The following is a 22,794-nucleotide window of genomic DNA, read 5'->3' as shown; positions in this document are numbered from 1 at the left end:
AAGGAGGATTAGGGTTTTAGTGGATAAGCATTAGGGTCAGATTCACAGTGCGTCCGCGGTGAGTCCGCTATGAGTCCGCCCTGAGTCCGCCTTTTTACTATAAAAAGGCGGACTCAGGGCGGAGACAGTGCACGCAGAATGCGCACGCATACAAAACCTGAACCGACTGCATATCGAGGGCATGGCTACTGGTAAATAATAAAGGTTGGGTGGAATTAAAGGATTGCCAATAAATTGGTAATTAACCAAAGATAAAAAAGACAATGGGAAGATACAAAGGTAAAAACATTATAGGCCTGGTGGGGCCAATTGTGCAACGCATGGGTAGAGATGGTATGGTAATCGTGCAAACAGCGCCAAGGCCATATAAGCAGTCAAAAGGAAGTAGAAAGTCGGGCAAAGTGTTTGGACAGGGCAGTGTACTGGCTAAAGAAATCAGGGTGCAATTGGGGTCTTGTTACGGCGGGAGTAACCACGACTCAGGTTTAGTGAATCGTTTTAATACACCGGTTAGGGATTCTTTATGGTTATGCTTTGATAAGGAAACAGGCATTTACAATTTTGAGGCAGATAGCTTTGAGCGATTGGTTGGATTTGAATTCAATGTAAAATCATTGTTGATCAATAGCTTTTTCGCAAAGCCTGAAGTTGTGCTGGAAAACAACAAGCTTAAGGTAACGATACCAGAATTCGCGGTAGCAACTGCTTTAAAATTTCCGCAATCAGCTTCAGTTTGTGAATTTGTAATTTACGTTAGTCAGATTGCGCTGATTGGCCGTTCTACCAGGAATGCATACAGTGAGCGTTTTACCATACAGAGTACAGATACAATTTCGGCTTCTAGGGAGTTTGTTTATGATGTATTGGAAGATTGTTTATGCACCGTGTCTTTGGGTTTAAGATACTATAGCAAGCAAGATGATTTAAGAACGGACTACAACAGCCAGTCATTTAGTCCGGCTTGTATAATCGGGTCAAATTATAATCCTGGAGTTTTTGTAGATCCACCGGTAAGAAATGAAAATGGAGCTAGTTATGGCAAGGAGTGGGGTATAGTAAGGAAAATGGATTTAATGCCACCTGTTGATGCAAGTGCAGAGGAAGAAGGTAATGATGAAGGAAATATTACGCCGCAAGTGGATTAGTGGTTTGTGAAATCAAGTCAATTACAACCGTGTTGGGAAGGTGTTTTTTACCGATAGCATACCTCATCCTTACCGTAGCCGATAGCGGCGGTGCACAGGAATATTGCAAAGCATGTACGTATACATGTACATAATATTTCGTATATTTGACTTATGAAAACAATAACCGTTAGCGAATTTAGAAAGAATATCAGAAAGTACGCAGATATAGCGAATACTGAAAAGGTAATCGTTAATCGCGGCGAGGGCAGGGCTTTTGCAATAGTTCCAATTGAGGCGGTAGAAGATGAGGGATATAGCCCGGAATTTGTAAAAAAAATATTAGAAGCCTCAAAATCAGCTGAAAGGGGAGAAGTGACAAGGATCAATGATGCTAAGAATATATGGTCAGATATTCTTTAGATATTCAAAATAAAGCAAAAAAACAATTATCCGACCTTTACAGATCAGGAAATAAGGCTGATATTAAGAAAGTAGAAGCAATTTTTGTCGAACTGGAATTACACCCGACGACAGGAAGCGGAAACCCTGAACAACTTAAATATGAATTATCTGGATTTTGGTCACGCCGTATAAATCAAAAAGATAGACTTATTTATAGAATTAATGATTTGGAAGTTAATGTAACTGTCCTTTCAGCTAAAGGGCATTATGGAGATAAATAGCGGGTTTTGCGTTCCAGTATTGCAGCGGTGCTTACGAGTATTGCAGCAGTATTTATTTATACTCCTCCAATTATCTTTTACTGGCATGTATGCCCAAAAGACGATTACGGGTAGGGTGTTCAATAAGAGAACAAGGGAAGCTATTCCATTTGCTACAGTGAGCTTTCTGAATACTAACAAGGCCGCTCCAGCCGATTCAAAAGGAGTCTTCAAGCTGATATTAAATAATAAGGATGTAAATGATACTTTACTTATAGCAGGAGTTGGGTATAAGCAAATTAAGATTGCTATAATTGACTTTGACTCCCACTTTAAAGTTTACCTGGAAGAGGAGATAAAAACACTAAAAGAAGTGAACATTAGTAACAAACGAAGGGAGTTGCAGATTGGAAATTTTGATATCAGCAATAATTTTTCGTTAGGGAATTGGGGTGTTCAAGTCGCCAAAAGATTCCAAATGCCAACTTCTTATCAATATTTGAAAGAGATTATTATTATGAGAAGGCTTGAATACCTCCAATCTTCAGAAACAAAGTTTAGGATTAGCATTTACGACGAGGATCCTGCTACGAGAGGTCCTGGGAAGAAAATATGTCTGGATACCATAGAGGTAACTGATCTGGATAATGCCAAAATCAGGGTTAATGTTTCGAAGTATAACATATCTATTGTAACTTCTCCATTCTTTGTGGTTATTGAAACCCTGCCTATTCCTTATAATGAGCGGTATTTTCCACATAGGGTCAAAAAAGATATAGAGGGCGTGCGGAAATTGTGCTCCTATTATACTGTCATGTACCAGCCGTATCTTAGCCTTAGAGATGCAAGGCAAAACGAAGGATGGAGGTTATCATTAGAACCCGGGTCAACCTGGGAAAATGTAGATTCTGTTCCTGCTATAAATATTGTAGTTAATTAATTATGAAAATTCTATTATTAGCTTGCCTTTTATTTTTTGCCCATAGCTCATTTGGTCAGAAAAAAGTAACCCTAAACAGGATCCAGAAGGATAGCGTGCGTTTTTATATTGGCTTTCAAAAAATAACCGAGCAATTTAATTATCTTCAGGCAGCACAAAAATTTAGCGTTGATAAGAATGGAAGTATACTACAGCAAGTAGATTTGTATAGAGCAATTTTACCGTTTCGTGATGGATTCGCCGCAGCAGATGAACCTGATAGCACTACCTTTCTTGTCAGGATTTATGATGTGGATAGTTTAACAGGTTCGCCTGGTGCATCTTTAATTAGCGAGCCTTTAACGATAAGAAATAGCTCGAACTCATTAATCAAGATTGATCTTAGCAAGGAAAAAATCATCATTCCGGGGAAAACGTTTTTCGTTGGAATTGAATGGTTGTTCAACTTGCGGAATCAGCGAAATATGACTGATGACCCTGATCGATCTGCACAAGGTACGCATGATGTGGTATCCGACCGGATTTATCAACCCTTTATTGGTATGGTAAAAAATAATAAGCATACTTCGGATGCATGGGTGATGACGCCTGAGCATAAATGGATGTTGTACACGCATAATTTGCCTTATATGACTGACCTGTCAATATCAGCACATATGCTAGTTAATTAACCTAAAAATTAATTATGTTTTTCGTCCTTCCAATATTCTTAATTCTGCTGCTAATTTTTCCAATAGGTGTAATTATCACTTCGCCCAATTGGAGGTATTTGGTAAAGACCTTTGGCATTAACATAGCCGTAATAACAGTCTATATTTCATTGGCTTTTTTGGTGCCATTGAAAAGGGCAGTAACATTTGGCGATTTGATGTTTGCGGTAATGATAGCGATGTTCCACCTTATATTTCTGAATGTATTTCTCGTTGGCAGATGGAAGCGGTAGTAGTTAGGCCTTAAGGTTTAATAGGAGGAGGGCTTGCGATAGCCACTACTACTTCTTTTCCCTTTTTAGGTCTTACATATTTAGAAGTGTCATCGCTGATTTTTACTAAGTAATAACTTGTATTTATATGATTGCCATTGTTCTCCTCTGCCGTAATGCCATTAAGCAAAAACATATCATTTTCTTTTTTCCTTACAAATTTGAAAGCAAAAGTCTTGTAAGCTCCTTTATTTTCAAACTCAATAACAAAGGTGCTGTCCTTGGACGTGCCATTGTATTTTAATTTTATTGGCTTTTTAATTTCTACACCATCCGTAAAATTTTGACCCATATCAGTAAGTTCAACCTGACTTTTAATGGAATCAATCCTATGGATTCTCCAAACTAGCTGGGCGTGCCGGTTTAATCCTGCTTTACCACCGCTTTGAACGAAAAAACCTATCCAGGTGCCCAAAAGATTATCGGTGATGACTTTTTTATGATTGTCTTGAGATCTAGCTGTATTTCCAATAAGCACAGCGGTTACTAAGAGGAAGGTTTTTACGTAAGCGTTCATTTAACTAAAGTAGTTATTTGTTAGGGTGAAAGTTCATTTGCAGCACTATTTTCTTCGAACTACTTGCTCACCACCAGATTGATGGAATTGCTATGTGTGATAATGTGTGGGGGACAGGATGAAGATTTATGTAGCTAACATAAGATTTAAATCGACCATTTTTTATTTAGCTTTATTTTATTATATATTTACAAAAAACTTTAGGGGTGCCCTTGTGCTGAGAAATACCCTTTGAACCTGATGCAGTTAGTACTGCCGAAGGGAAAAGTAGAACAACATTCTTGTTGTTTAACTATCCTCCAATGGGTCCATTCCTATAGTTTAAAATTTAAACAGGATGGAGATTACCGTAAATCAACAAAAGTATTCCGTTGCCGAAGTTTGCTCATTACAGCAAATAATTGATGTAGTCCTTGTATTGCCATTAAATGGCATAGCTACAGCCGTTAACCAAGAGATCATTACTAAAAGTAATTGGCCCAACTATTTCCTAAAACCTGGTGATAACCTCACCATCATCAAAGCCACCCAAGGCGGATAAAATAAAACAACCCTACATGAAATCTGAGAAAACTCCAAATGAGCAAGTGATCAGCCGGACGCCGTTTCCCGCATCACGCAAAGTCTATGTTAAAGGACAACTCCACAACATTGAAGTGGCTATGCGCGAAGTACTCCTGAGCGAAACCAAACTGCACGGCAGATTTGGCGAGACAGAACCGAACGCACCTGTAACCATTTATGATACCAGCGGACCCTTTACAGACCCTGATATCGAAATTGATGTTAAACAAGGATTGCCGCGCCTGCGTGAGCAATGGGTAGTTGATCGTGGCGATGTAAATCAATTGGAAGAAATTTCCTCAGATTACGGTAACCTGCGGGCTAATGATGAAAAGCTGGACACTTTAAGGTTTTCACACATCAGCAAACCTTATAAAGCAAAGCCGGGTATGAATGTATCGCAGATGCATTATGCCAGAAAAGGGATCATTACACCTGAAATGGAGTATATCGCTATTCGCGAAAATCAGCGTATAGAGCTGCTAAAGGAACAATTGGACGGACAATATGAGGTGATGTCGCATCAGCATCCCGGCCAAAGTTTTGGCGCTAATACACCAAAAGGATTCATTACCCCTGAATTTGTACGCCAGGAAGTAGCCTGTGGCAGAGCGGTTATTCCTTCTAATATTAACCACCCTGAAAGCGAACCTATGATCATCGGGCGTAATTTTCTGGTAAAGATCAATGCCAACATCGGCAACTCGGCAGTTACTTCCAGTATTGAGGAAGAAGTAGAAAAAACAGTATGGGCATGCCGTTGGGGTGCTGATACGATCATGGATCTATCTACCGGTAAAAACATTCATGAAACCCGCGAATGGATTATCCGCAATTCACCTGTTCCAATTGGTACCGTTCCGATTTATCAGGCCCTGGAAAAAGTAAATGGTAAGGCCGAAGACCTTACCTGGGAGATTTTTAGGGATACTTTAATAGAGCAAGCGGAACAAGGTGTAGATTATTTCACCATCCATGCCGGCGTATTGTTACGTTATGTGCCGCTTACGGCCAAACGTATTACAGGAATTGTTTCTCGTGGGGGTTCTATCATGGCGAAGTGGTGCCTTGCCCATCATAAAGAGAACTTCCTTTATACTCATTTTGAAGAGATCTGCGAGATTATGAAAGCTTATGATGTGGCATTCTCCTTAGGTGATGGATTAAGGCCAGGTTGTATTGCTGATGCAAATGATGCCGCCCAGTTTGGTGAACTGGAAACTTTAGGTGAACTGACTAAGATTGCCTGGAAGCACGACATACAAACGATAATTGAGGGTCCAGGACATATTCCTATGCACATGATTAAGGAAAACATGGATAAGCAATTGGCACACTGTGGCGAAGCACCATTTTATACTTTAGGTCCCTTAACAACAGATATTGCACCGGGTTATGATCATATTACCTCGGCAATTGGTGCCGCCATGATCGGCTGGTTCGGTACAGCCATGCTTTGCTATGTTACCCCCAAAGAACATCTAGGACTTCCCAACAAAAAAGATGTTAAAGATGGCGTGATTACTTATAAAATTGCTGCACATGCAGCCGATCTTGCTAAAGGGCACCCTGGAGCACAATATCGCGACAATGCTTTAAGCAAGGCTCGTTTTGAGTTCCGTTGGGAGGATCAGTTCAACTTGTCGCTAGACCCCGATACTGCCCGTGAATACCATGATGAAACCCTTCCTGCAGATGGTGCTAAGATCGCCCATTTCTGCTCGATGTGTGGCCCTAATTTCTGCTCGATGAAGATTACACAGGATGTACGCGACTACGCAAAAGAAAACGCTATGGCTGAAACTGATGCACTGGCCAAAGGCATGGAAGAAAAGTCAAAAGAGTTTTTACAAAAAGGCAGCGAGATCTATTTCTAGTATGGAACTGATCGTTATTTCGAGCCCTACTGCAATAGCTGATGAGGGCATACTCCTCAACAACCTATTTATGGCGGGTATGAAATATTTTCATCTTAGAAAACCAGAAAGCGATGTGCAATCTGTGAAAGATTTATTGAATGGTATTAGGCCACGCTTTTATAAGCGGATTGCCTTGCATCAGTTTCATGAAATTGCACCTGATTATGGGATTAATAGATTGCATTATACTGAAAAGGCAAGGGAAGCTTCAATCCTTACACAACGGCAGGGTGGGCTTGCCGAAGGAATGACTTTAAGTACTTCTATTCATGATCTTTCGATACTTCCAGATTTGGCACATTTTGACTATGTCTTTTATGGGCCTGTGTTTGATAGCATTTCAAAGCCCGGCTATCAAAGCAAGTTAACCGTTGATTTTAAACTGGATAAGGCTAATGTAAAACCTCAGGTAATTGCTTTAGGTGGGCTGAAGTTGTCCAATTTACCACAAATAAAACAGATGGGGTTTGATGGAGCCGCCATATTGGGGATGCTTTGGAATGAACCCAATAAAGCCGTAGAAAGTTTTAACCAATTGCAGAAAATCTACCCATTTAATTAGCATAAATATCATGATAGACAGACTACATTATATATCACAACAAACTGAAAACGAGTCGCACTTAACGGCCATCAATAAGGCACTGAAAGCCGGGTGCAAATGGGTGCAGCTTCGGGTTAAAGATAAACCAGTGGAGGTGATTCTGGAATATGCGCTCGAAGCGAAAAGATTATGCGACCAGTATGGGGCGAAGTTGATTGTAAATGACCACCCGGAAATTGCACTAAAAGCAGGTGCCTTTGGTGTTCATTTGGGTTTGCAGGATATGTCTGTTAAACTGGCGAGGCATATTGTAGGTCAAAATATGATCATCGGGGGTACTGCCAATACCTTTCAGCACATTCAACAAAGAGTTGATGAAGGTGTTGATTACATCGGTTGCGGCCCTTATCGGTTCACGAAAACCAAAGAGAAGCTAAGTCCCATTCTAGGGGTGGAAGGCTTTAAAACTATCGTGAAACAAATGCGGGATGCGAATATGACTGTTCCCATTATAGGTATTGGCGGCGTGTTACCTGAAGACATTACCATGCTCATGGGCGCAGGTCTTTACGGTGTAGCCATATCAGGGGCTATTGCAAAAGCCATAGACCCTGAAGCAACCGTCAATTATAGTTATCAATTGTTAAATGCACCATCCATCAATGAACTTATTTAAACAGAATTTCAATGTTAAATGTAGCTGATAAATTTTTTAACTCCCGTTTGTTTACGGGTACTGGTAAATTCAGTTCTTCAATTTTGATGGAAGAAGCGTTGCTTGCTTCCGGATCAGAACTGGTTACTGTGGCCCTCAAACGCGTGGATATGAGAAATAATGAACAGGATGACCTGTTGATGCGCCTAAAATATCCGCATATTAACTTACTGCCCAATACGTCAGGTGTACGCAATGCCAAGGAAGCTGTTTTCGTGGCTCAAATGGCAAGGGAAGCATTAGAAACGAACTGGATCAAATTAGAGATACATCCCGATCCGAAATATCTGATGCCCGATCCTATTGAAACCTTAAAAGCAACTGAAGAGCTGGCAAAACTGGGATTTATTGTGCTCCCTTATATTCATGCTGACCCGGTTTTATGTAAAAGACTGGAAGACGCAGGTACTTCAGCCGTAATGCCTTTAGGTTCGCCGATAGGCAGTAATAAGGGATTAAAAACGATTGATTTTTTAGAGATCATTATTAGCCAGAGTAATGTGCCGGTGATTGTTGACGCAGGTATTGGATCGCCTTCGGACGCCGCCTGGGCGATGGAGATAGGCGCCGACGCCGTATTGGTAAATACCGCGATAGCGGTATCGGGCAATCCGGTACAAATGGCAATAGCGTTTAAAATGGCTGTTGAAGCCGGACGAATAGCCTTTGAAGCTAAACTGGCGCTGCCATTAAATCATGCTGTGGCAAGCAGCCCCCTAACCTCCTTTTTAGATGAATAACTTCAGCGATATTTTCAAGACCTATAATTGGGACGAAACTAAAGCCAGTATCTACAACAAAACAAGCGCTGATGTGGAACAGGCATTAGCTGCAAGCAAAAGAACACTGGAAGATTTTAAAGCGTTGGTTTCTCCCGCCGCCACTCCATACCTGGAGCAAATGGCGGCCCTGAGCCAACAATTAACCCTAAAGCGTTTTGGTAAAGTGATACAAATGTACGTTCCGCTCTACCTCTCGAATGAATGTAAAAATATTTGCACTTATTGTGGTTTCAGCTATGACAATAAGGTGAAGCGTAAAACGCTTTCGCCAATGGAGATTATGCAGGAAGTTAGCGTTATTAAAGCTATGGGCTATGACCATGTATTATTGGTTACCGGAGAAGATAATGAAACTGTTCATGTGGACTACTTTAAAAAGGTGCTCGACTTGATCCGTCCGCACTTTGCGCATATCTCTATGGAAGTACAGCCATTGGATTTGGAAGATTATCAGCAACTTACACCTTATGGCCTAAACACGGTGCTGGTATACCAGGAGACCTATCATCAGGGAGACTATAAAAAACACCATCCCAAAGGAAAGAAATCTAATTTTAGGTATCGACTGGAAACCCCTGATAGGCTGGGCAAGGCTGGTATTCATAAAATTGGTTTGGGTGTGTTGATAGGTTTGGAGGACTGGCGTACAGATTGTTTCTTTACGGCGCTGCACCTTAATTATCTGGAGAAAAATTACTGGCAAACTAAATATAGCCTATCTTTTCCACGGTTGAGGCCTTTTAGCGGAGGTTTAGAACCTAAGGTGGAGATGAGCGACCGTGAACTTGTACAACTCATCTGTGCGTACAGAATATTTAATGAGGAGGTAGAACTTTCCATGTCCACACGAGAATCTGAAAACTTCAGGGATAACATTATAAAATTGGGTATAACAAATATCAGCGCAGGATCAAAAACCAACCCCGGCGGATATGCGGTTGAGCCAGAATCGCTGGAACAGTTTGAGATTAGCGACGAACGCAGTCCGGAACAAATTGCCCATGTCATCCGGTCGCAAGGTTACGAGCCGGTATGGAAAGATTGGGATAATAGTTTAGCGGGTTCATTATGTTAAAAGAAGAAGAACTAAAACGGTACAGCAGGCAGATCATTTTGCCTGAGATAGGAATAACAGGACAGGAAAGGCTAAAGAATGCTAAAGTGCTGATGATAGGTGCTGGTGGTTTGGGCTGCCCGGTATTACAATATCTGGTTGCATCCGGGATTGGTGAACTGGGCATTGTAGATGATGATATTGTAGACATTAGCAACCTGCACCGTCAAATATTATATGGCGTAAACGATATTGGAGGCTTTAAGGCCATCCTGGCTAAAGAAAAGCTCGAATTACTGAATCCGCACACGTTTATTACGGCTTATACAGCGCGCTTTACATCGGATAATGCAACTGCTATTTGCGGGGTTTATGACTTGGTAATTGATGGTTCTGATAATTTTGAGACACGATACCTAATCAACGATACTTGTGTTGCTTTAAACAAGCCGTTGGTGTTTGGTGCGATATATAAGTTTGAGGGACAGGTATCGGTGTTCAACTATCAGAATGGACCAAATTACCGGGATGTATTTCCCGAAGCACCATTGTTGAATGAGGTGCCAAATTGCGCCGAGATTGGTGTATTGGGTGTGTTGCCAGGTATTGTAGGAACTTACATGGCTAACGAAGCCATCAAGATCATTTGTGGCATGGGCGAAACCTTATCAGGTAAATTGATGACCATGAATGCCCTAGATAATACCACCAATATCTTTAAAATTGGGAAAACGCACAAACAGGTTCAAGCGAAAGAGATGAATAGTCTTATTCCCTCTGGACATGATGAGCTTACAATTGACGATCTGAATGCATGGGTAAGTGAATTTGCAGATGAGATTTTGCTGGTTGATGTGCGTGAAACTTATGAGTTTGAAGATTATAATATGGGTGGAGTCAACATCCCTTTATATGAATTGACAGACCGTATAGCAGAATTGCCGCAAGGCAAAAAATTAATATTTTGTTGCTATACCGGCCAACGTAGTAAAATGGCTATCCAATTGATAAAGGCTTTGTACAAAGGCGAAATGTACAGTCTGAAAAATGGGTTGATCTAAGATGACTAAAGATAAATACCCGATAGTATTAAGTATTTATAGGTCAAACGCCATTGCATAAACGTTTTCTTCAAAATACTTCCTCACCAGCAGGTTAATAAATCGTTTTAAATAAGTTTCGTTTAAAAATACATTAGACCAGTTGTCATATCGCTGACATTGTATACCTAAGTAAAAGAAATAGAGGCTAACTCCAAGTATTGGCAATAGGCGCTTTTCTTCATCAGTTATTTTAGTCACCGATTCATAACCCCTCAAAAAGTTTTCTACCTTTAAATCGCGTTGTTCAGGATCTTTCTCCGTGCTGTGCAACTGCAAAATATAGTAGGCAATATCGTAACAAAACCATCCATTTCCGCAAAAGTCAAAATCAAAGATCGTTATCATTCCGTCTTTGGTAATATTCATATTGTCAAACCAGATGTCTAAATGAATCGACCCATTCCTCAATTGAGTAACATCTGCTTTATTAATTTCGTCTAATAAATATTGCTGTGCAGATAACATCCAAGCCATCTCATCTGAGTCTGCCGGAAGAAACTTTCGCAGTTGCAAAAGTGAATCTTCTAAAACTATTTTTGGCGTATAGGTTACTCTTTCCAATATTAAGTTACATGTAGCTTGATGGATCTTTGCCATTGTCTCGCCTACTTTAAAATGTAGGTCGGCAGAGAAGTTGAGTTGTTTATCACCTTCAGCAAATGAAAACAATACACCCTGTCTTCTCCCTTCCGGTGCTTCCAGATATTGGATGTAATTATTATCAGCATCCTTTAAAGGGAAGGACACTGAAATGCCAGTTTCTTTAAGCAGATTAAGTAAGCGGATTTCTTCATTGATCTCTACATCGCTCCTCCAGTTAAAACTATAAACCCTAAAAACGAACTTATTCGATGCATGCTCTATAAGGTAGGTGTGATTAATGCCTGTTTTTAATAATTTACAAGTTACATAGCCCGCTAAACCGTATTTATTTGCTACCAATAATCCCAGGCAATCGGCTGACAGGGTTGAACTGATAACGGGAATTTGTTCCATGGGGTCAAGATTGGGTTACAGGTGAGGGTATGTTATTTTAGATAAAGAGTTATGTGCTATAAACGATCATTAAAGGTATTGTTATTTGCTTAATTTTATGGGTGACATTTCGGCAAGTTTAATATTGTCTTTAATCATTTTGCATTATCACAGCATGATTACTGAAATAAAAGCGCTTAACATGTTAAAAGTGAACACAAAGCGAAGCACAGTTAGGCTAAAGGCTGGTCTTCCAAATATTAAAGGGCCTAGACAAGAAGTGCAGTCTTAGGGTTGCACTTCTTTTATTAATATTATATTGCGACATACATTATTGATATGAGATCATTTAAAACCTTTGTCCTGATAGCCGGGTTGACAGGTTGCCTAGGCCTTAATACCCACGCAAACGTAATCGTTGCAGATACAAGCAGGATCAATAAATCTTTAGAGACTTTAAAAATCGTGTACTTTGGTTCATCTGTGCCATACGGTACTGGTGCTACCAAGGATTTTGGTTATACGTCTATATTTACCCGGCTGCTTAAACAGCGCGCTGCAGATGGAACAGGTAAGGCTTGGACAACGGTAAATAAATCTATAGGTGGCGATAACACGGAGCGCCTTATGGCAAGGTGGCAACGTGATCTGGTTCCTCAAAAAGCCAGGTATGTGGTTATTGCTTTATCATTAGGTAATGAGGGAATTCATGAGTCTGGTAAGCCAAAATTAGATCAGTTTAAGAGTAATATGACTAAGCTGATTGCGATGGCACGTGACAGTGGCTATGTGCCCATAATAACCAATTGCTACACACGCAATGACTTTAATGAGGCCGACTATTATTATGTGAAGCAATTAAATTTGTGGATTAATGCACTCGATGTGCCATCTGTAAATTTATTGGGCGCCATTGATGATGGAACTGGTAAATGGGCACCACATTATTGGTTTAACGAAGGGCATCCTAATGATGCTGGTCATGCCGAAATGAGTTACGCAATAGTGCCATCTTTATTTGATGCTATGGCCAATGGAAAGCCCCAACCTAAATTTATAGATGCTTCTTATTTAACTTGGGATAAAAATAACCATGACCTACTTTATTTTAAACCGGACAATGCATTGCATGCCTTTACCACCAATATCACTATTAAAACTAACGGTAAAGGACAGGTATTGCAATTGACAGATAGTAGCGGAAATTCTGGCAGTATAGCTGTAAATAAAAAGGGTTTCCTGGAATATATTTCGGCACAGAAGCACAAAATAGAAGGAATTACTAAAATAGATGACGGGAAGTGGCATCAGGTTACGCTGACACATTATTATGCCCGCGGGGAAACTATATTGTACTGCGACAATATAAAAGAAGGAGATGCCTCTGAAAAGCTTTTGTTTAAAGCGCTGTATATTGGTGATAAAAAGGGTAGAGGGCTCTCCGTTAAGAATTTGTTGTTTTACCGATCGGGCATGAATTTAAGCGAAGTAAAAGCATTAAATGATCATCAAGTACTTAAATCGAGTTTGGAATTGTATGCCCCACTGGACGGTAAACATACCGTTTTAAAAGATGAGTTGACTAACCTGGCACAGAGTACTAATGTAGTGAAATGGCTGAAATAAACCGTTGTAGTTACAGCTTCTCGTAAGTCATAGTTGTGCCGTCTGAAGCGATTGATCCGTTGCAGATGATCAGTTTATTTCCAGAGATTTTAATAAGAACTCTCCAGTCAGTGTCGTCATCATAAATTATCCTTTTTTCATACCTATTCCCATCTACCTCTCCATATTCATTGGTTATCTTAAAGGTTCCTTTTGTAATGACCACCCCGTTCTCTATTTTCTTGTAATTTTCACCAGAAAATTCGATAATACTACCATTTCCTTTATCAAGTTCCGATGGTTCTCCGGCAACCTGTACTCCCAAAACATGCCTTACTTCCCATCTTCCATTAAGAGTTTCAGGGCTGATTTCACCTTTTTTGCAGCTAAATAATAATGTCAGAGCAATTAAAAATATTATGTTTTTCATAAGTATTAAAGTTTTACAAGGAAACGTAGGTTTCTTTTCAAACGCTACATCAAAGTGACATATATATTCTACACCTTTCATCTACTAAATTCAATCTAATGTTTCATAGATTTCATATAATTTTCATAGTTTAGATTATACATAAATTAGAATATTATGGGTTTTGTAAAAGAATTCAAAGAGTTTGCCGTTAAAGGTAACGTAATGGACCTTGCTGTTGGGGTTATCATTGGAGCAGCATTTGGGAAAATTATTGATAGCGTTGTTAAAGATTTAGTAATGCCTATTGTATCTGCAGTAATTGGTCAGCAGGACTTTAGTGATAAATATTTGGTATTAAAAGGGACGGTACCAAAAGGGACTACCTTGGCTGCCGCGAAAGAAATACCAGAAACTGCCATTTTTGCTTATGGTAACTTCATTACGGTTTCAATTAATTTCTTTTTGCTTGCTTTGGTTGTATTTATGCTTGTTAAGGGTATTAATGCAATGAAACGTAAGGAAGCAGCTGCGCCAACTATACCAGCTGCACCTACTAAAGAAGAGATCCTGTTAACAGAGATTAGGGATGCATTAAAAGCAAAAAACTAATAAGATCTTTTTACAGCCGGGTCGGTTACAATGATGTAATCGCCCTGGCTTTTATATTTCTCCCAATCTGGATTCGAGAAATCCTCAGCATAAAAACTCGATATATTTACTGCCTTAATTTTTGGTAGTTGTAATTGTAGCCTGGCAAATATGCCCAAATGGTTATCGCTGTGAAACCTGCCATTAAGCTGTAGTATTTTAATTCCCCTGTTGCTTTTTAAGAATTTGGAGATAGACCAGGCCATAGTGGCATCCCAAAGGTTTTGTGTTTGGTAGATTTTCATGTTGCCCATACCATGGCCACCTATTAATTCTATGAATTTTTGATAATATAACCCTAAAGCAGTATCTATAGGCATTGGAGGCAGGAAGGTTTTTGAAGATTTAGGGAGCGCAGATAAGCCAGTCAATCCTGTTTTTGCAACCATATTGCTATATCGTGTTGCGGCGTTAGCAGCAATAACACTGAGGTGGTTGGTTTTGGCAAATTCTACCAATGGCTTGTAATCTATATAGTTGTTCCATGCCCTTGCATCTTTAATGAAATTCTTTTCTGATATGTAACCCGCAAGGTATTCATCTACTATTCCCTGAACATCTGTAGGAAACATTTCCATTGTTAATCCGATTTTAGTATAGGCTGCATGCATTTGCATGAATATGTCTGCCTCCAGTAAGTGCCCTATGGAGTCGTTGTGCTCTTCTCCAAAAAAGAGTACATCTACATCTTTCATGCTGCTGATGAGATCAGGTAGGGTAATGGTCTTGCCTTGCTTAACATCGTATATTTTATAATGATCTGCCTGGGCAATGGCCAAAATTGGAAGAAATGTAAATAGCACCAACAAGAATTTTTTCATAATTCAAATTAACGCAATTTTTTTACCGATTAAATGGAGTGGTTTACCGACCATTAACTGCTGTAGAGATTGATATGGTATGATGGTCCTATACTTATGAATACATTTGAAACAGCAATTGCTCAGAATGGTAAATAATCTGAACAATTAAAGAAATTGAGGATAAAAGAATATATTTAGAACAAGGATATGGAAAAGTTTAATAATAATAGCTCTAGTAGGATATGGACCGGGTTGGTCATTTTGGCAATAGGATTAGTTTATTTTTTGAGAAATATAGGTTTGGCTATCCCAAGCTGGATCATCAGCTGGCCAATGTTATTTGTAGTTATCGGACTGCTGGTTGGTTATAAGCGCAATTTTAATGGAATAGGATGGTTGATTATGGTATTGGTTGGAGGTTTCCTAACTTTGGATAGTGCAATGGATCATGATTTTTCAAAATACTATGTTGCAGTGGGATTTATGATTTTAGGAATCTGGTTAATTTTTAAGCCAAAAGGAACCTATAAGAAAAGGTGGAAAGAAAGGTGTGATAAGAATAAAACGGCAGATTTTAGTAATTTAAATACTTTTGAGGAAGCGGGATCAGGATATGTAAATACAGACAAGGAAGATAATGATATTCTGGATTCTGTTAACGTATTTGGAGGTAGTCATCAGAACGTTTACTCCAAAAATTTTAAAGGTGGTGATGTGATTGCAATTTTCGGCGGCTGCGACATTAATCTTACTCAAGCAGATTTTGAAGATACCATCACACTTGATGTGGTTGCGTTATTTGGTGGGGTAAAGATCATTGTGCCTTCTGGATGGCAAATCAAATCTGAAGTTACGGCAATATTTGGTGGGATGGATGATAAAAGAGGTGTGGGTACTACTAATGAAGATGCGGCTGCAAAAATATTGATTATCAAAGGTGTAGCCTTATTTGGCGGAGTAGATATCAGAAATTTTTAATTGGAGAGGCGTTGACAACAAGACCGTTATCAATAGGGAAGATACAACAAATTGCTGCCATTATATTTTTGGTATGGGTGGCAGTTTTTATCTTTTTATTCTATTACTCGCTCAATTTTAGCCTTCTTGTGTCAGTTACTGACAGTTTGATTACCAATGGACTATTGGCCCTTGGCTGTATCATTCTGAGCAACTTACTGGGCTATTATCAACCTAAGAATGAGACCATCCTTTTTGTGTTGGTACTTACATCGATGCTTGGGTTGATTATAACTGTAGTTAGTAAAGTGTCATTAAATATGTTGTTTGCTGGTGACGCTACGTACCTGAGTTTTCTGGACTTGTCCATCATCATCAGGTTTATCATCATGTTTATATTTCTAGCCTGGTGTGCCTTAGCCAATATTTTATGGTATAGGCTGGAAGAGCAATCTGCTACGCAAGATCGTCTTTTAACTGCCCAGAACTTATCGAAAGAAGCAGAATTAAATAAATTAAGGCACCAGTTACAGCCGCATTTCCTGTTTAATAGTTTGAACTCTGTTTATGCGCTCACTATTGTGAACCCCAAAGAGGCAGGTACCATGATTACCAAATTGGCTTCTTTTTTAAGAGGTACCTTAAAACGTGATGATGAGGTATGGGTGAATGTAGCAGAAGAGATGGAATACATACAGCTTTATCTGGATATTGAAAAGGTAAGGTTTAGCCACAGGTTAAATATTGATGTAAAGATAGATGAGGAGAGCTTGAGCATGTGCTTGCCAGGAACATTGTTACAGCCTATTGTAGAAAATGCTATAAAGTTTGGCTTGTATAATACTTCTGTACCCATTACAATTGTAATACATGTAAAAGTTGAACATGGTTTGCTGGTAATAATGGTTCAAAATCCTTATGATCCGGAAATGAAAGCTGCTGGTGGAACAGGTTTTGGATTAACGGCTATTAAAAGAAGATTATATCTGTTATTTGCTAATGAACAATTATTGCATACGAATGCAACACAAGATAATTTATTTATAACGACGCTTAAAATACCTCAAAACAATGATAAGAACAATACTAATTGATGATGAATCACTAGCCAGGGATATTGTTAAACATTATTTGAGCAGTTTCCCCGAGATTGAGATTGTTGCAGAATGCAGTGATGGTTTTGAAGGACTGAAGGCCATCACGCAGCATCAACCGGATTTTATTTTTCTTGATATACAGATGCCTAAGATTAATGGGTTTGAAATGCTGGAGCTGGTAGAGAAACCACCTGCAGTTATTTTTACGACCGCATTTGATGAATATGCCATTAAAGCTTTTGAAGTGAGTGCCGTTGATTATTTACTGAAGCCAATTGAGAAAAGCCGTTTTGATTTGGCAATACAAAAGCTTCCGCTTAGGTTAAATTCAGAAAATGAGAGTACAACACAGGAGCTATTGGATTCCGCAGCGATGAGTCCAGCGCAGCACAATAGGGTGGTGGTTAAGAAAAATGGAATCATTAAGATCATTGCAGTTTCTGAAATTCATTACCTGGAGGCTGATGATGATTATGTAAAGATGAGTACAACGGAAGGGATATTTCACAAGAATAAAACGATGAGCTTTTTTGAAAAAACGCTTGACCCTGGGCAGTTTATCAGGATCCATCGGTCTTACATCATCAACTTGGCACAGGTAACTAAAATAGAGCTTAAAGAGAAGGATAGCTACATTGTGCTTTTAAAATCAGATATTTGGCTTCCAGTAAGTAAAACTGGATATGTAAAATTGAAGGCAGCTCTTGGCTTGTAGAAAATTCCATTTCTATTTGCAATTTGAAAAAAATCACACTATATTTGCACCTCTTAATTAAAAAAATAGTCTAAGATATAATACAGTTATGAAAAGAACATTCCAACCTTCGCAAAGAAAGAGAAGAAACAAGCATGGCTTCCGCGAAAGAATGGCTACAGCAAACGGTAGAAGGGTATTAGCTTCACGTCGTGCAAAAGGAAGAAAAAAATTAACGGTTTCAAGCGAAGGCCGTCATAAAGCATAATTTTTGATTGCAGCACTTTAGGTGTTAGCAGATCAGATCATCTGCAAGGTTGCGATCAAAATATGAACACATTTACTAAAGAAGAACGGTTATGTAGCAAGAAGTTATTAGACTTGCTATTTAAGAACGGTTCTTCTTTTTTATTATATCCTTTTCGGATTTCATACCTACCCATACGGGCTACTCACCAATATCCTGTCCAAGTTGTGATTAATGTGTCTAAAAAACGTTATAAGCGGGCAGTAGACCGTAATCTAATCAAACGGCGCATTCGGGAGGCGTACCGACTTCAAAAAGAACTTCAGCTTTATACTTCAATTTCTGTTTCTGGCACCCTGGTCTTGTTATCTATTCAGTTTGTTGGTAAACAAATCTACGATTTTTCCTTTTTTGAGAAAAAACTTGCTTTAGTGATGAAAAAGCTGGTGCTAAATATTTCGGCGGATGAATGTAATTAAGTTGCTATTTAGTTGGTTATTTTTAGGGTTGATTAGGCTTTACCAGTGGCTTTTATCGCCTTTACTTGGGGCAAGCTGTCGTTATACGCCTACTTGTTCTCAGTACGGTGTTGAGGCTATAAAAAAATATGGACCATTTAAAGGAGGGTGGCTAACACTAAAACGAATTGGTCGCTGCAATCCATGGGGTGATCATGGTCATGACCCGGTTCCCTAATAAACTATTACATTTACAATATGTCGCTTATACTTCAAATTGAAACTGCTACGCAGGTTTGTTCTGCCGCTTTATCGAAAGATGGGCAAACTATCGCTATTAAAGAACTTCAGGAACATAACATTCATGCAAGGAGTTTAACCCTGTTTGTTCAAGACGTGATGGAACAGGCTCAGGCTAGCTTCTCAGATTTGGATGCTATCGCTGTTAGCAAAGGGCCGGGTTCTTATACTGGATTAAGGATTGGAGTTTCTACAGCAAAAGGATTTTGTTTTGCACTGGATAAACCGCTGATTGCTATTGATACACTTAAGATGATGGCCCAGGGTTTTATGTTGCAGAACCCGGATTATAAGGGCCTGATCTGTCCTATGATTGATGCCCGAAGGATGGAAGTTTTTACCGCTATTTATAATACTGATTTGGACTATGTTGAACAAATATCTGCTAAGATCATTGACGAAAATAGTTTTACATCTTATTTAGAGAATCAGGATATGGTATTTATTGGTGACGGAGCCGAAAAATGTAGGAGTTCGATCATTAGTCTGCATGCCTCATTTTCATCCGACAATTTTAACTCTGCCGGTAACATGAGTAAATTGACACATGCTTCTTTCTTAAGCAGCACTTTTGAGAACCTGGCTTACCTCGAGCCGTTTTACCTGAAAGATTTTGTGTTGACTACACCTAAACCCAAGTTGTAGTTATTTCTTTCTGGAGAAGATACCGAAAATGCTTTTGAAGAAACTGGATTGATTATCATTAATGCCCGGCATTGTGCTGCTATTTTGTGGATGTTCAACTACATTTCCAAATTTAATGCCTACTCCCATGTAGTAAGAAACTCCATTGTATCCGTTTCCAATAGTTTCATCTCTGTTTAATATCCCTTTTACTTGGGAGGTAGTTTTAAATAAGTTATCAGAACCCAGGAATAATTCGAAGTTGGGCGTCTTATACATTCCCTGTAATCCGAAAAGCATTAGTCCATCTAAGTTGTAGGCAGGTATTGCGCTTAAAGAAAAATCATTGTAATCGAACTTGTTTACAAAAGCAACATCCCCACCTTTGTAGAATACATTTTTAGAAATAATGAAGCTTGGAGTGTAAAAACCGTTAGGTCTTGAGACTAAAAAATCTATTTTGGCATTGGTAAGTGCAAAGAAATGTTGTCTGCCTGAGTTTAATAGCACCACATCTGTGATTTTGTTCTCAACATCTTTTGAAGTTAACGCATCTGGCCTGTTAATAATCTCTGTCTTATTAAAATTGGAGAAAGCAGAATTTTTACCCCATCTAATAATACCTAGATCTTTTAAATTGGCCATAATAACGGTTCCATTTTTTGCGGTGTAGGTTGTGCCGAATGTTATAGCTGCACCTGGGTTTTTGAAAAGGGGGGCCAGGTCTTTTTTCTGTAGTTCATCAACATATAAAAAGCTTGCTTTGTAATACCCTTTAAGCTTTACTGTGATATCACCATTAATATCTTGATTAAAATTAGATTCTGTAATGTTTAACCTATTGTAACTTATGCCGCTCAGTAAGCTAAGTTTAAGACCAAAGGCTAGTTCTTTATTGTAGTTTTCGCGGTAGCTAAGACTAAATTGATGATAGCTTTGCGCAAGTGCTTTATTATTGAAAGCATTGTCAAATTTTGTTAGTCCGCTTTCATCAAATCTCTTATATGTATCCAGCAATGCCAATGTTTCATTTGTGAAATCTGCACGGGCTTCGGTTTTTACTTGCCAGGATAGGCCAATTTCCTTTTGATATTTATAGGAATGAAAAATTTTAAGTGTAGCTAAATAAATGTTTGAGTTTTCAAGTATGGTATTGTTCTGATTTCTACCAAGCGGCAGTATTTTCGAATTGTATACACGTCCGTTAATTAGATTGCGCATAAATTTGTCATTCCCTTTTGTAGAAGCGGTTAATCCGAAATTTGGTAGAAAGAAATTTGAGCTAAACTTGCGTGAGTAGTCTAATAAAAACGTTTTTTGAGCTGGGTTTTCGAAGCCATCAAACATGGTCCTAGTGTTGAATAGCCCATACTGTTGAGCATTCATATTGTTAAAAGAAAAAAGGAATATACTTAGTAATGCGAATTTTCTCAACATATTTAAAACTAACACAATAAAGTTAATATTTAAATGGTGTTTTAGTGAAGGATTATTAAAGAATCTGGTGCTTGGCGGGTAAGTTTTTTAGTCATCAAAAAATTGCTGAGAAATTTTCCATTGTCGCTGCTGAGCTGATAGACAATTGAAGAATAGCTTTTTAATCCATCTTCTGAATAAATATGACGGAAAAAAGGCAGATAAATGTTTTTTTGTATAATTCGAGTTGAATTTTCAAGATCTATATAGAAATTGATGGAAGCAGAGCTGGGAAGTTGATTGATTGTATTGGTGTAGTTATTGTTGTTGATCAGCAGTTTGCCGGATCTATAGCTTTCCAGGTAAGCACTTAATCCACTTGCGCTATTAGAAAAAATGAGGTAGTTGTCTACAATGGTGTAATACGGTCTTTTAAACTTCTTAAAAGCTTCGCCAAAGAAACTGTAAAGCAAATCATTTACGTTAAGTAATTTAATGTCTTCATTATAGGGACTGCTAAGGTCTATCAGCAGTTGCGCCAACTTATCGCCGTTACTTAGGTTGATAGCGCCTAATTTCTCTCCATTGCTGAGTTGGAAAGTGATCATTTGGTCTTTAAAATACTTTGGAAGCAGTTGTTGCATATCTATGTGATAAACATTACTCATTGTTTTTATTGCAGCATCTATAGACTTTTCTTCCTTTTTTATTCTAAACCAGTTTTTAAGTCCCGTATGGTAAGTTTGGTAGTTGCTGATAAAATAGGTGCTATAGTTAGCGGTAATGTCTGGTACAATGCTATTAATAGTTGTTTTATTGGGTTTGGAGCTAAGGAATAAGTTATAATAAGTATCCTTACTATCAACCGTTGTAGTGCCTGTTAAAAGTATTTTGTCTTTGCTGTAATTGTAAACTAATGCAGCGTACGCGGGCTGTTTGTTTAGCAGAGATAACTCTCCATTAAGTGAGCCAGGCATCGTATTCTCTAAAATATCTGATAGCTTTTCAAAATTAACATACACTTCGGCCAAACTATTCTTTGTGATCCTGCTATTTGTTTTGATGAAATCTGCAAACTTATTATCTTTTTCATTTTCTTTCTTTAATGCAAGAGTTACTAATTCTGCTGAGCTGGAAAGTAATAGCAGATTATCTTTATTCCCAACGTAAAAGACGCTGCTATCTGACAGTTCAATCTTTACTGGATTTTTTGAAGTTAGACTGATTTTAACCTTTGCCGACTTTAAACGCTGTACTAGTTGCTGGAAGTTATACTTGTTACTAATTTGGGTAGTGTATAAAAAATCAAGGTTCTTTTCCTTACCGGCACAAATTCCTATATATACATTTTGTTTGGAAAAGAAAGGACCAACAGCAGGAATTTTGAGCAGGTGATTTGCTAAAGAATGCAGTTGTGTAAATTTTTGTGGTCCAATTATTTGCTGAAGAAGGTCTTGACCGCTTAAAATATCAAGAATGCTTTCATCGTTTTCGAAAGAAAATATAAGCGGAGTGATGCCGGTAATAGCCTGCAAGCTATGATCGTTATTCTTTTGCTCTGTAATTAGGCCCCCGAAATAGAGATAGGCCATGGTAACGATGGCAATGAATAACACCGCAATTATGATTACTATCCTTTTCATGTGTGT

At 38.7% G+C, this 22,794-nt stretch carries 27 protein-coding genes and 1 riboswitch; of the genes, 21 read left to right on the top strand and 6 right to left on the bottom strand.

Annotated elements, in window-relative coordinates:
* Nucleotides 1–263 precede the first annotated feature (263 nt).
* From ACVWYN_RS07430 to ACVWYN_RS07410, 5 genes are all read left to right on the top strand, one after another.
* Nucleotides 264–1,145, top strand: coding sequence for a hypothetical protein (locus tag ACVWYN_RS07430; protein WP_457288202.1), 882 nt, complete (start codon nucleotides 264–266; stop codon nucleotides 1,143–1,145).
* Nucleotides 1,146–1,298: 153 nt separating this feature from the next.
* Nucleotides 1,299–1,547: a DUF2683 family protein gene (locus ACVWYN_RS07425; protein ID WP_457288201.1), complete on the top strand. Its 249-nt coding sequence runs from the start codon at nucleotides 1,299–1,301 to the stop codon at nucleotides 1,545–1,547.
* On the top strand, nucleotides 1,529–1,810 hold the full coding sequence (locus ACVWYN_RS07420; protein WP_457288200.1) for a Txe/YoeB family addiction module toxin: 282 nt from the start codon (nucleotides 1,529–1,531) through the stop codon (nucleotides 1,808–1,810). Before ACVWYN_RS07425 ends, ACVWYN_RS07420 begins: the two co-directional genes overlap by 19 nt.
* 85 nt (nucleotides 1,811–1,895) lie before the next feature.
* The gene (locus ACVWYN_RS07415; protein WP_457288199.1) at nucleotides 1,896–2,729 is read left to right on the top strand and encodes a carboxypeptidase-like regulatory domain-containing protein; all 834 of its coding nucleotides are present in this window, start codon (nucleotides 1,896–1,898) and stop codon (nucleotides 2,727–2,729) included.
* A gap of 2 nt (nucleotides 2,730–2,731) precedes the next feature.
* Nucleotides 2,732–3,400, top strand: coding sequence for a hypothetical protein (locus ACVWYN_RS07410; protein WP_457288198.1), 669 nt, complete (start codon nucleotides 2,732–2,734; stop codon nucleotides 3,398–3,400).
* 282 nt (nucleotides 3,401–3,682) lie between these two features.
* Here the strand turns inward: ACVWYN_RS07410 and ACVWYN_RS07405 are convergent, their stop codons facing one another.
* Entirely contained in the window at nucleotides 3,683–4,228 is a 546-nt protein-coding gene (locus ACVWYN_RS07405) for a hypothetical protein (protein WP_457288197.1), read from the bottom strand.
* A 192-nt stretch (nucleotides 4,229–4,420) separates the two neighbouring features.
* A riboswitch (TPP riboswitch) is annotated at nucleotides 4,421–4,509 on the top strand.
* A 56-nt stretch (nucleotides 4,510–4,565) separates the two neighbouring features.
* On the opposite strand from ACVWYN_RS07405, the gene thiS reads away from it, so the two are divergent.
* Genes thiS through moeB form a run of 7 tightly spaced genes read left to right on the top strand, consistent with a single transcriptional unit; the run spans nucleotide 4,566 to nucleotide 10,867 of the window.
* Complete coding sequence (gene thiS, locus ACVWYN_RS07400; RefSeq protein WP_457288196.1) at nucleotides 4,566–4,769, top strand: sulfur carrier protein ThiS; 204 nt, start codon at nucleotides 4,566–4,568, stop codon at nucleotides 4,767–4,769.
* 16 nt (nucleotides 4,770–4,785) lie between these two features.
* A complete protein-coding gene (gene thiC / locus ACVWYN_RS07395; RefSeq protein WP_457288195.1) occupies nucleotides 4,786–6,669 on the top strand; it encodes a phosphomethylpyrimidine synthase ThiC in 1,884 nt (627 codons plus the stop codon).
* A 1-nt stretch (nucleotide 6,670) separates the two neighbouring features.
* A complete protein-coding gene (locus ACVWYN_RS07390) occupies nucleotides 6,671–7,273 on the top strand; it encodes a thiamine phosphate synthase (protein WP_457288194.1) in 603 nt (200 codons plus the stop codon).
* A 10-nt stretch (nucleotides 7,274–7,283) separates the two neighbouring features.
* On the top strand, nucleotides 7,284–7,931 hold the full coding sequence (locus ACVWYN_RS07385; protein WP_457288193.1) for a thiamine phosphate synthase: 648 nt from the start codon (nucleotides 7,284–7,286) through the stop codon (nucleotides 7,929–7,931).
* An 11-nt stretch (nucleotides 7,932–7,942) separates the two neighbouring features.
* Nucleotides 7,943–8,710: a thiazole synthase gene (locus ACVWYN_RS07380; RefSeq protein ID WP_457288192.1), complete on the top strand. Its 768-nt coding sequence runs from the start codon at nucleotides 7,943–7,945 to the stop codon at nucleotides 8,708–8,710.
* On the top strand, nucleotides 8,703–9,827 hold the full coding sequence (thiH, locus tag ACVWYN_RS07375) for a 2-iminoacetate synthase ThiH (protein WP_457288191.1): 1,125 nt from the start codon (nucleotides 8,703–8,705) through the stop codon (nucleotides 9,825–9,827). The genes ACVWYN_RS07380 and thiH overlap by 8 nt, the downstream gene beginning before the upstream one ends.
* The gene (moeB, locus tag ACVWYN_RS07370; RefSeq protein ID WP_457288190.1) at nucleotides 9,821–10,867 is read left to right on the top strand and encodes a molybdopterin-synthase adenylyltransferase MoeB; all 1,047 of its coding nucleotides are present in this window, start codon (nucleotides 9,821–9,823) and stop codon (nucleotides 10,865–10,867) included. The genes thiH and moeB overlap by 7 nt, the downstream gene beginning before the upstream one ends.
* A 36-nt stretch (nucleotides 10,868–10,903) precedes the next feature.
* On the opposite strand, the gene ACVWYN_RS07365 is transcribed toward moeB, so the two are convergent.
* The gene (locus ACVWYN_RS07365) at nucleotides 10,904–11,905 is read right to left on the bottom strand and encodes a phosphotransferase enzyme family protein (protein WP_457288189.1); all 1,002 of its coding nucleotides are present in this window, start codon (nucleotides 11,903–11,905) and stop codon (nucleotides 10,904–10,906) included.
* Nucleotides 11,906–12,223: 318 nt separating this feature from the next.
* Between ACVWYN_RS07365 and ACVWYN_RS07360 the strand changes: the two genes are divergently transcribed.
* A complete protein-coding gene (locus ACVWYN_RS07360; RefSeq protein ID WP_457288188.1) occupies nucleotides 12,224–13,510 on the top strand; it encodes an SGNH/GDSL hydrolase family protein in 1,287 nt (428 codons plus the stop codon).
* 10 nt (nucleotides 13,511–13,520) lie between these two features.
* Here the strand turns inward: ACVWYN_RS07360 and ACVWYN_RS07355 are convergent, their stop codons facing one another.
* Nucleotides 13,521–13,919: a hypothetical protein gene (locus tag ACVWYN_RS07355; RefSeq protein WP_457288187.1), complete on the bottom strand. Its 399-nt coding sequence runs from the start codon at nucleotides 13,917–13,919 to the stop codon at nucleotides 13,521–13,523.
* A gap of 156 nt (nucleotides 13,920–14,075) precedes the next feature.
* Here ACVWYN_RS07355 and mscL point away from each other — a divergent pair, with 156 nt between their 5' ends.
* Nucleotides 14,076–14,510 carry a large conductance mechanosensitive channel protein MscL gene (mscL, locus tag ACVWYN_RS07350; protein ID WP_457288186.1) on the top strand — a complete coding sequence of 145 codons (435 nt, stop codon included), beginning with the start codon at nucleotides 14,076–14,078 and terminating at the stop codon, nucleotides 14,508–14,510.
* Here mscL and ACVWYN_RS07345 read toward each other — a convergent pair.
* Complete coding sequence (locus ACVWYN_RS07345) at nucleotides 14,507–15,370, bottom strand: ChaN family lipoprotein (protein ID WP_457288185.1); 864 nt, start codon at nucleotides 15,368–15,370, stop codon at nucleotides 14,507–14,509. The genes mscL and ACVWYN_RS07345 overlap by 4 nt on opposite strands.
* A gap of 189 nt (nucleotides 15,371–15,559) precedes the next feature.
* Here ACVWYN_RS07345 and ACVWYN_RS07340 point away from each other — a divergent pair, with 189 nt between their 5' ends.
* The 7 genes from ACVWYN_RS07340 (at nucleotide 15,560) to tsaB (ending at nucleotide 19,750) form a co-directional block, all read left to right on the top strand.
* On the top strand, nucleotides 15,560–16,330 hold the full coding sequence (locus tag ACVWYN_RS07340; RefSeq protein WP_457288184.1) for a LiaF transmembrane domain-containing protein: 771 nt from the start codon (nucleotides 15,560–15,562) through the stop codon (nucleotides 16,328–16,330).
* A gap of 11 nt (nucleotides 16,331–16,341) precedes the next feature.
* Entirely contained in the window at nucleotides 16,342–17,403 is a 1,062-nt protein-coding gene (locus ACVWYN_RS07335; RefSeq protein WP_457288183.1) for a sensor histidine kinase, read from the top strand.
* On the top strand, nucleotides 17,381–18,121 hold the full coding sequence (locus tag ACVWYN_RS07330) for a LytR/AlgR family response regulator transcription factor (protein ID WP_457288182.1): 741 nt from the start codon (nucleotides 17,381–17,383) through the stop codon (nucleotides 18,119–18,121). The genes ACVWYN_RS07335 and ACVWYN_RS07330 overlap by 23 nt, the downstream gene beginning before the upstream one ends.
* Nucleotides 18,122–18,209: 88 nt before the next feature.
* Nucleotides 18,210–18,368, top strand: coding sequence for a 50S ribosomal protein L34 (gene rpmH / locus ACVWYN_RS07325; protein ID WP_457288181.1), 159 nt, complete (start codon nucleotides 18,210–18,212; stop codon nucleotides 18,366–18,368).
* Nucleotides 18,369–18,430: 62 nt separating this feature from the next.
* Entirely contained in the window at nucleotides 18,431–18,826 is a 396-nt protein-coding gene (rnpA, locus tag ACVWYN_RS07320) for a ribonuclease P protein component (RefSeq protein WP_457288180.1), read from the top strand.
* Complete coding sequence (gene yidD / locus ACVWYN_RS07315) at nucleotides 18,813–19,043, top strand: membrane protein insertion efficiency factor YidD (RefSeq protein WP_457288179.1); 231 nt, start codon at nucleotides 18,813–18,815, stop codon at nucleotides 19,041–19,043. Before rnpA ends, yidD begins: the two co-directional genes overlap by 14 nt.
* Nucleotides 19,044–19,063: 20 nt before the next feature.
* Nucleotides 19,064–19,750 carry a tRNA (adenosine(37)-N6)-threonylcarbamoyltransferase complex dimerization subunit type 1 TsaB gene (gene tsaB, locus ACVWYN_RS07310; protein ID WP_457288178.1) on the top strand — a complete coding sequence of 229 codons (687 nt, stop codon included), beginning with the start codon at nucleotides 19,064–19,066 and terminating at the stop codon, nucleotides 19,748–19,750.
* On the opposite strand, the gene ACVWYN_RS07305 is transcribed toward tsaB, so the two are convergent.
* Together ACVWYN_RS07305 and ACVWYN_RS07300 are read right to left on the bottom strand one after the other, a co-directional pair.
* The gene (locus tag ACVWYN_RS07305; RefSeq protein ID WP_457288177.1) at nucleotides 19,751–21,166 is read right to left on the bottom strand and encodes a DUF5723 family protein; all 1,416 of its coding nucleotides are present in this window, start codon (nucleotides 21,164–21,166) and stop codon (nucleotides 19,751–19,753) included.
* 41 nt (nucleotides 21,167–21,207) lie between these two features.
* Complete coding sequence (locus tag ACVWYN_RS07300) at nucleotides 21,208–22,788, bottom strand: hypothetical protein (protein ID WP_457288176.1); 1,581 nt, start codon at nucleotides 22,786–22,788, stop codon at nucleotides 21,208–21,210.
* Nucleotides 22,789–22,794 lie beyond the last annotated feature (6 nt).

The sequence above is a fragment of the Pedobacter sp. UYP24 genome (assembly GCF_054057295.1).
The sequence above is the reverse complement of the archived record's forward strand: the minus strand, read 5'-3'. Positions and strand labels throughout refer to the sequence as shown.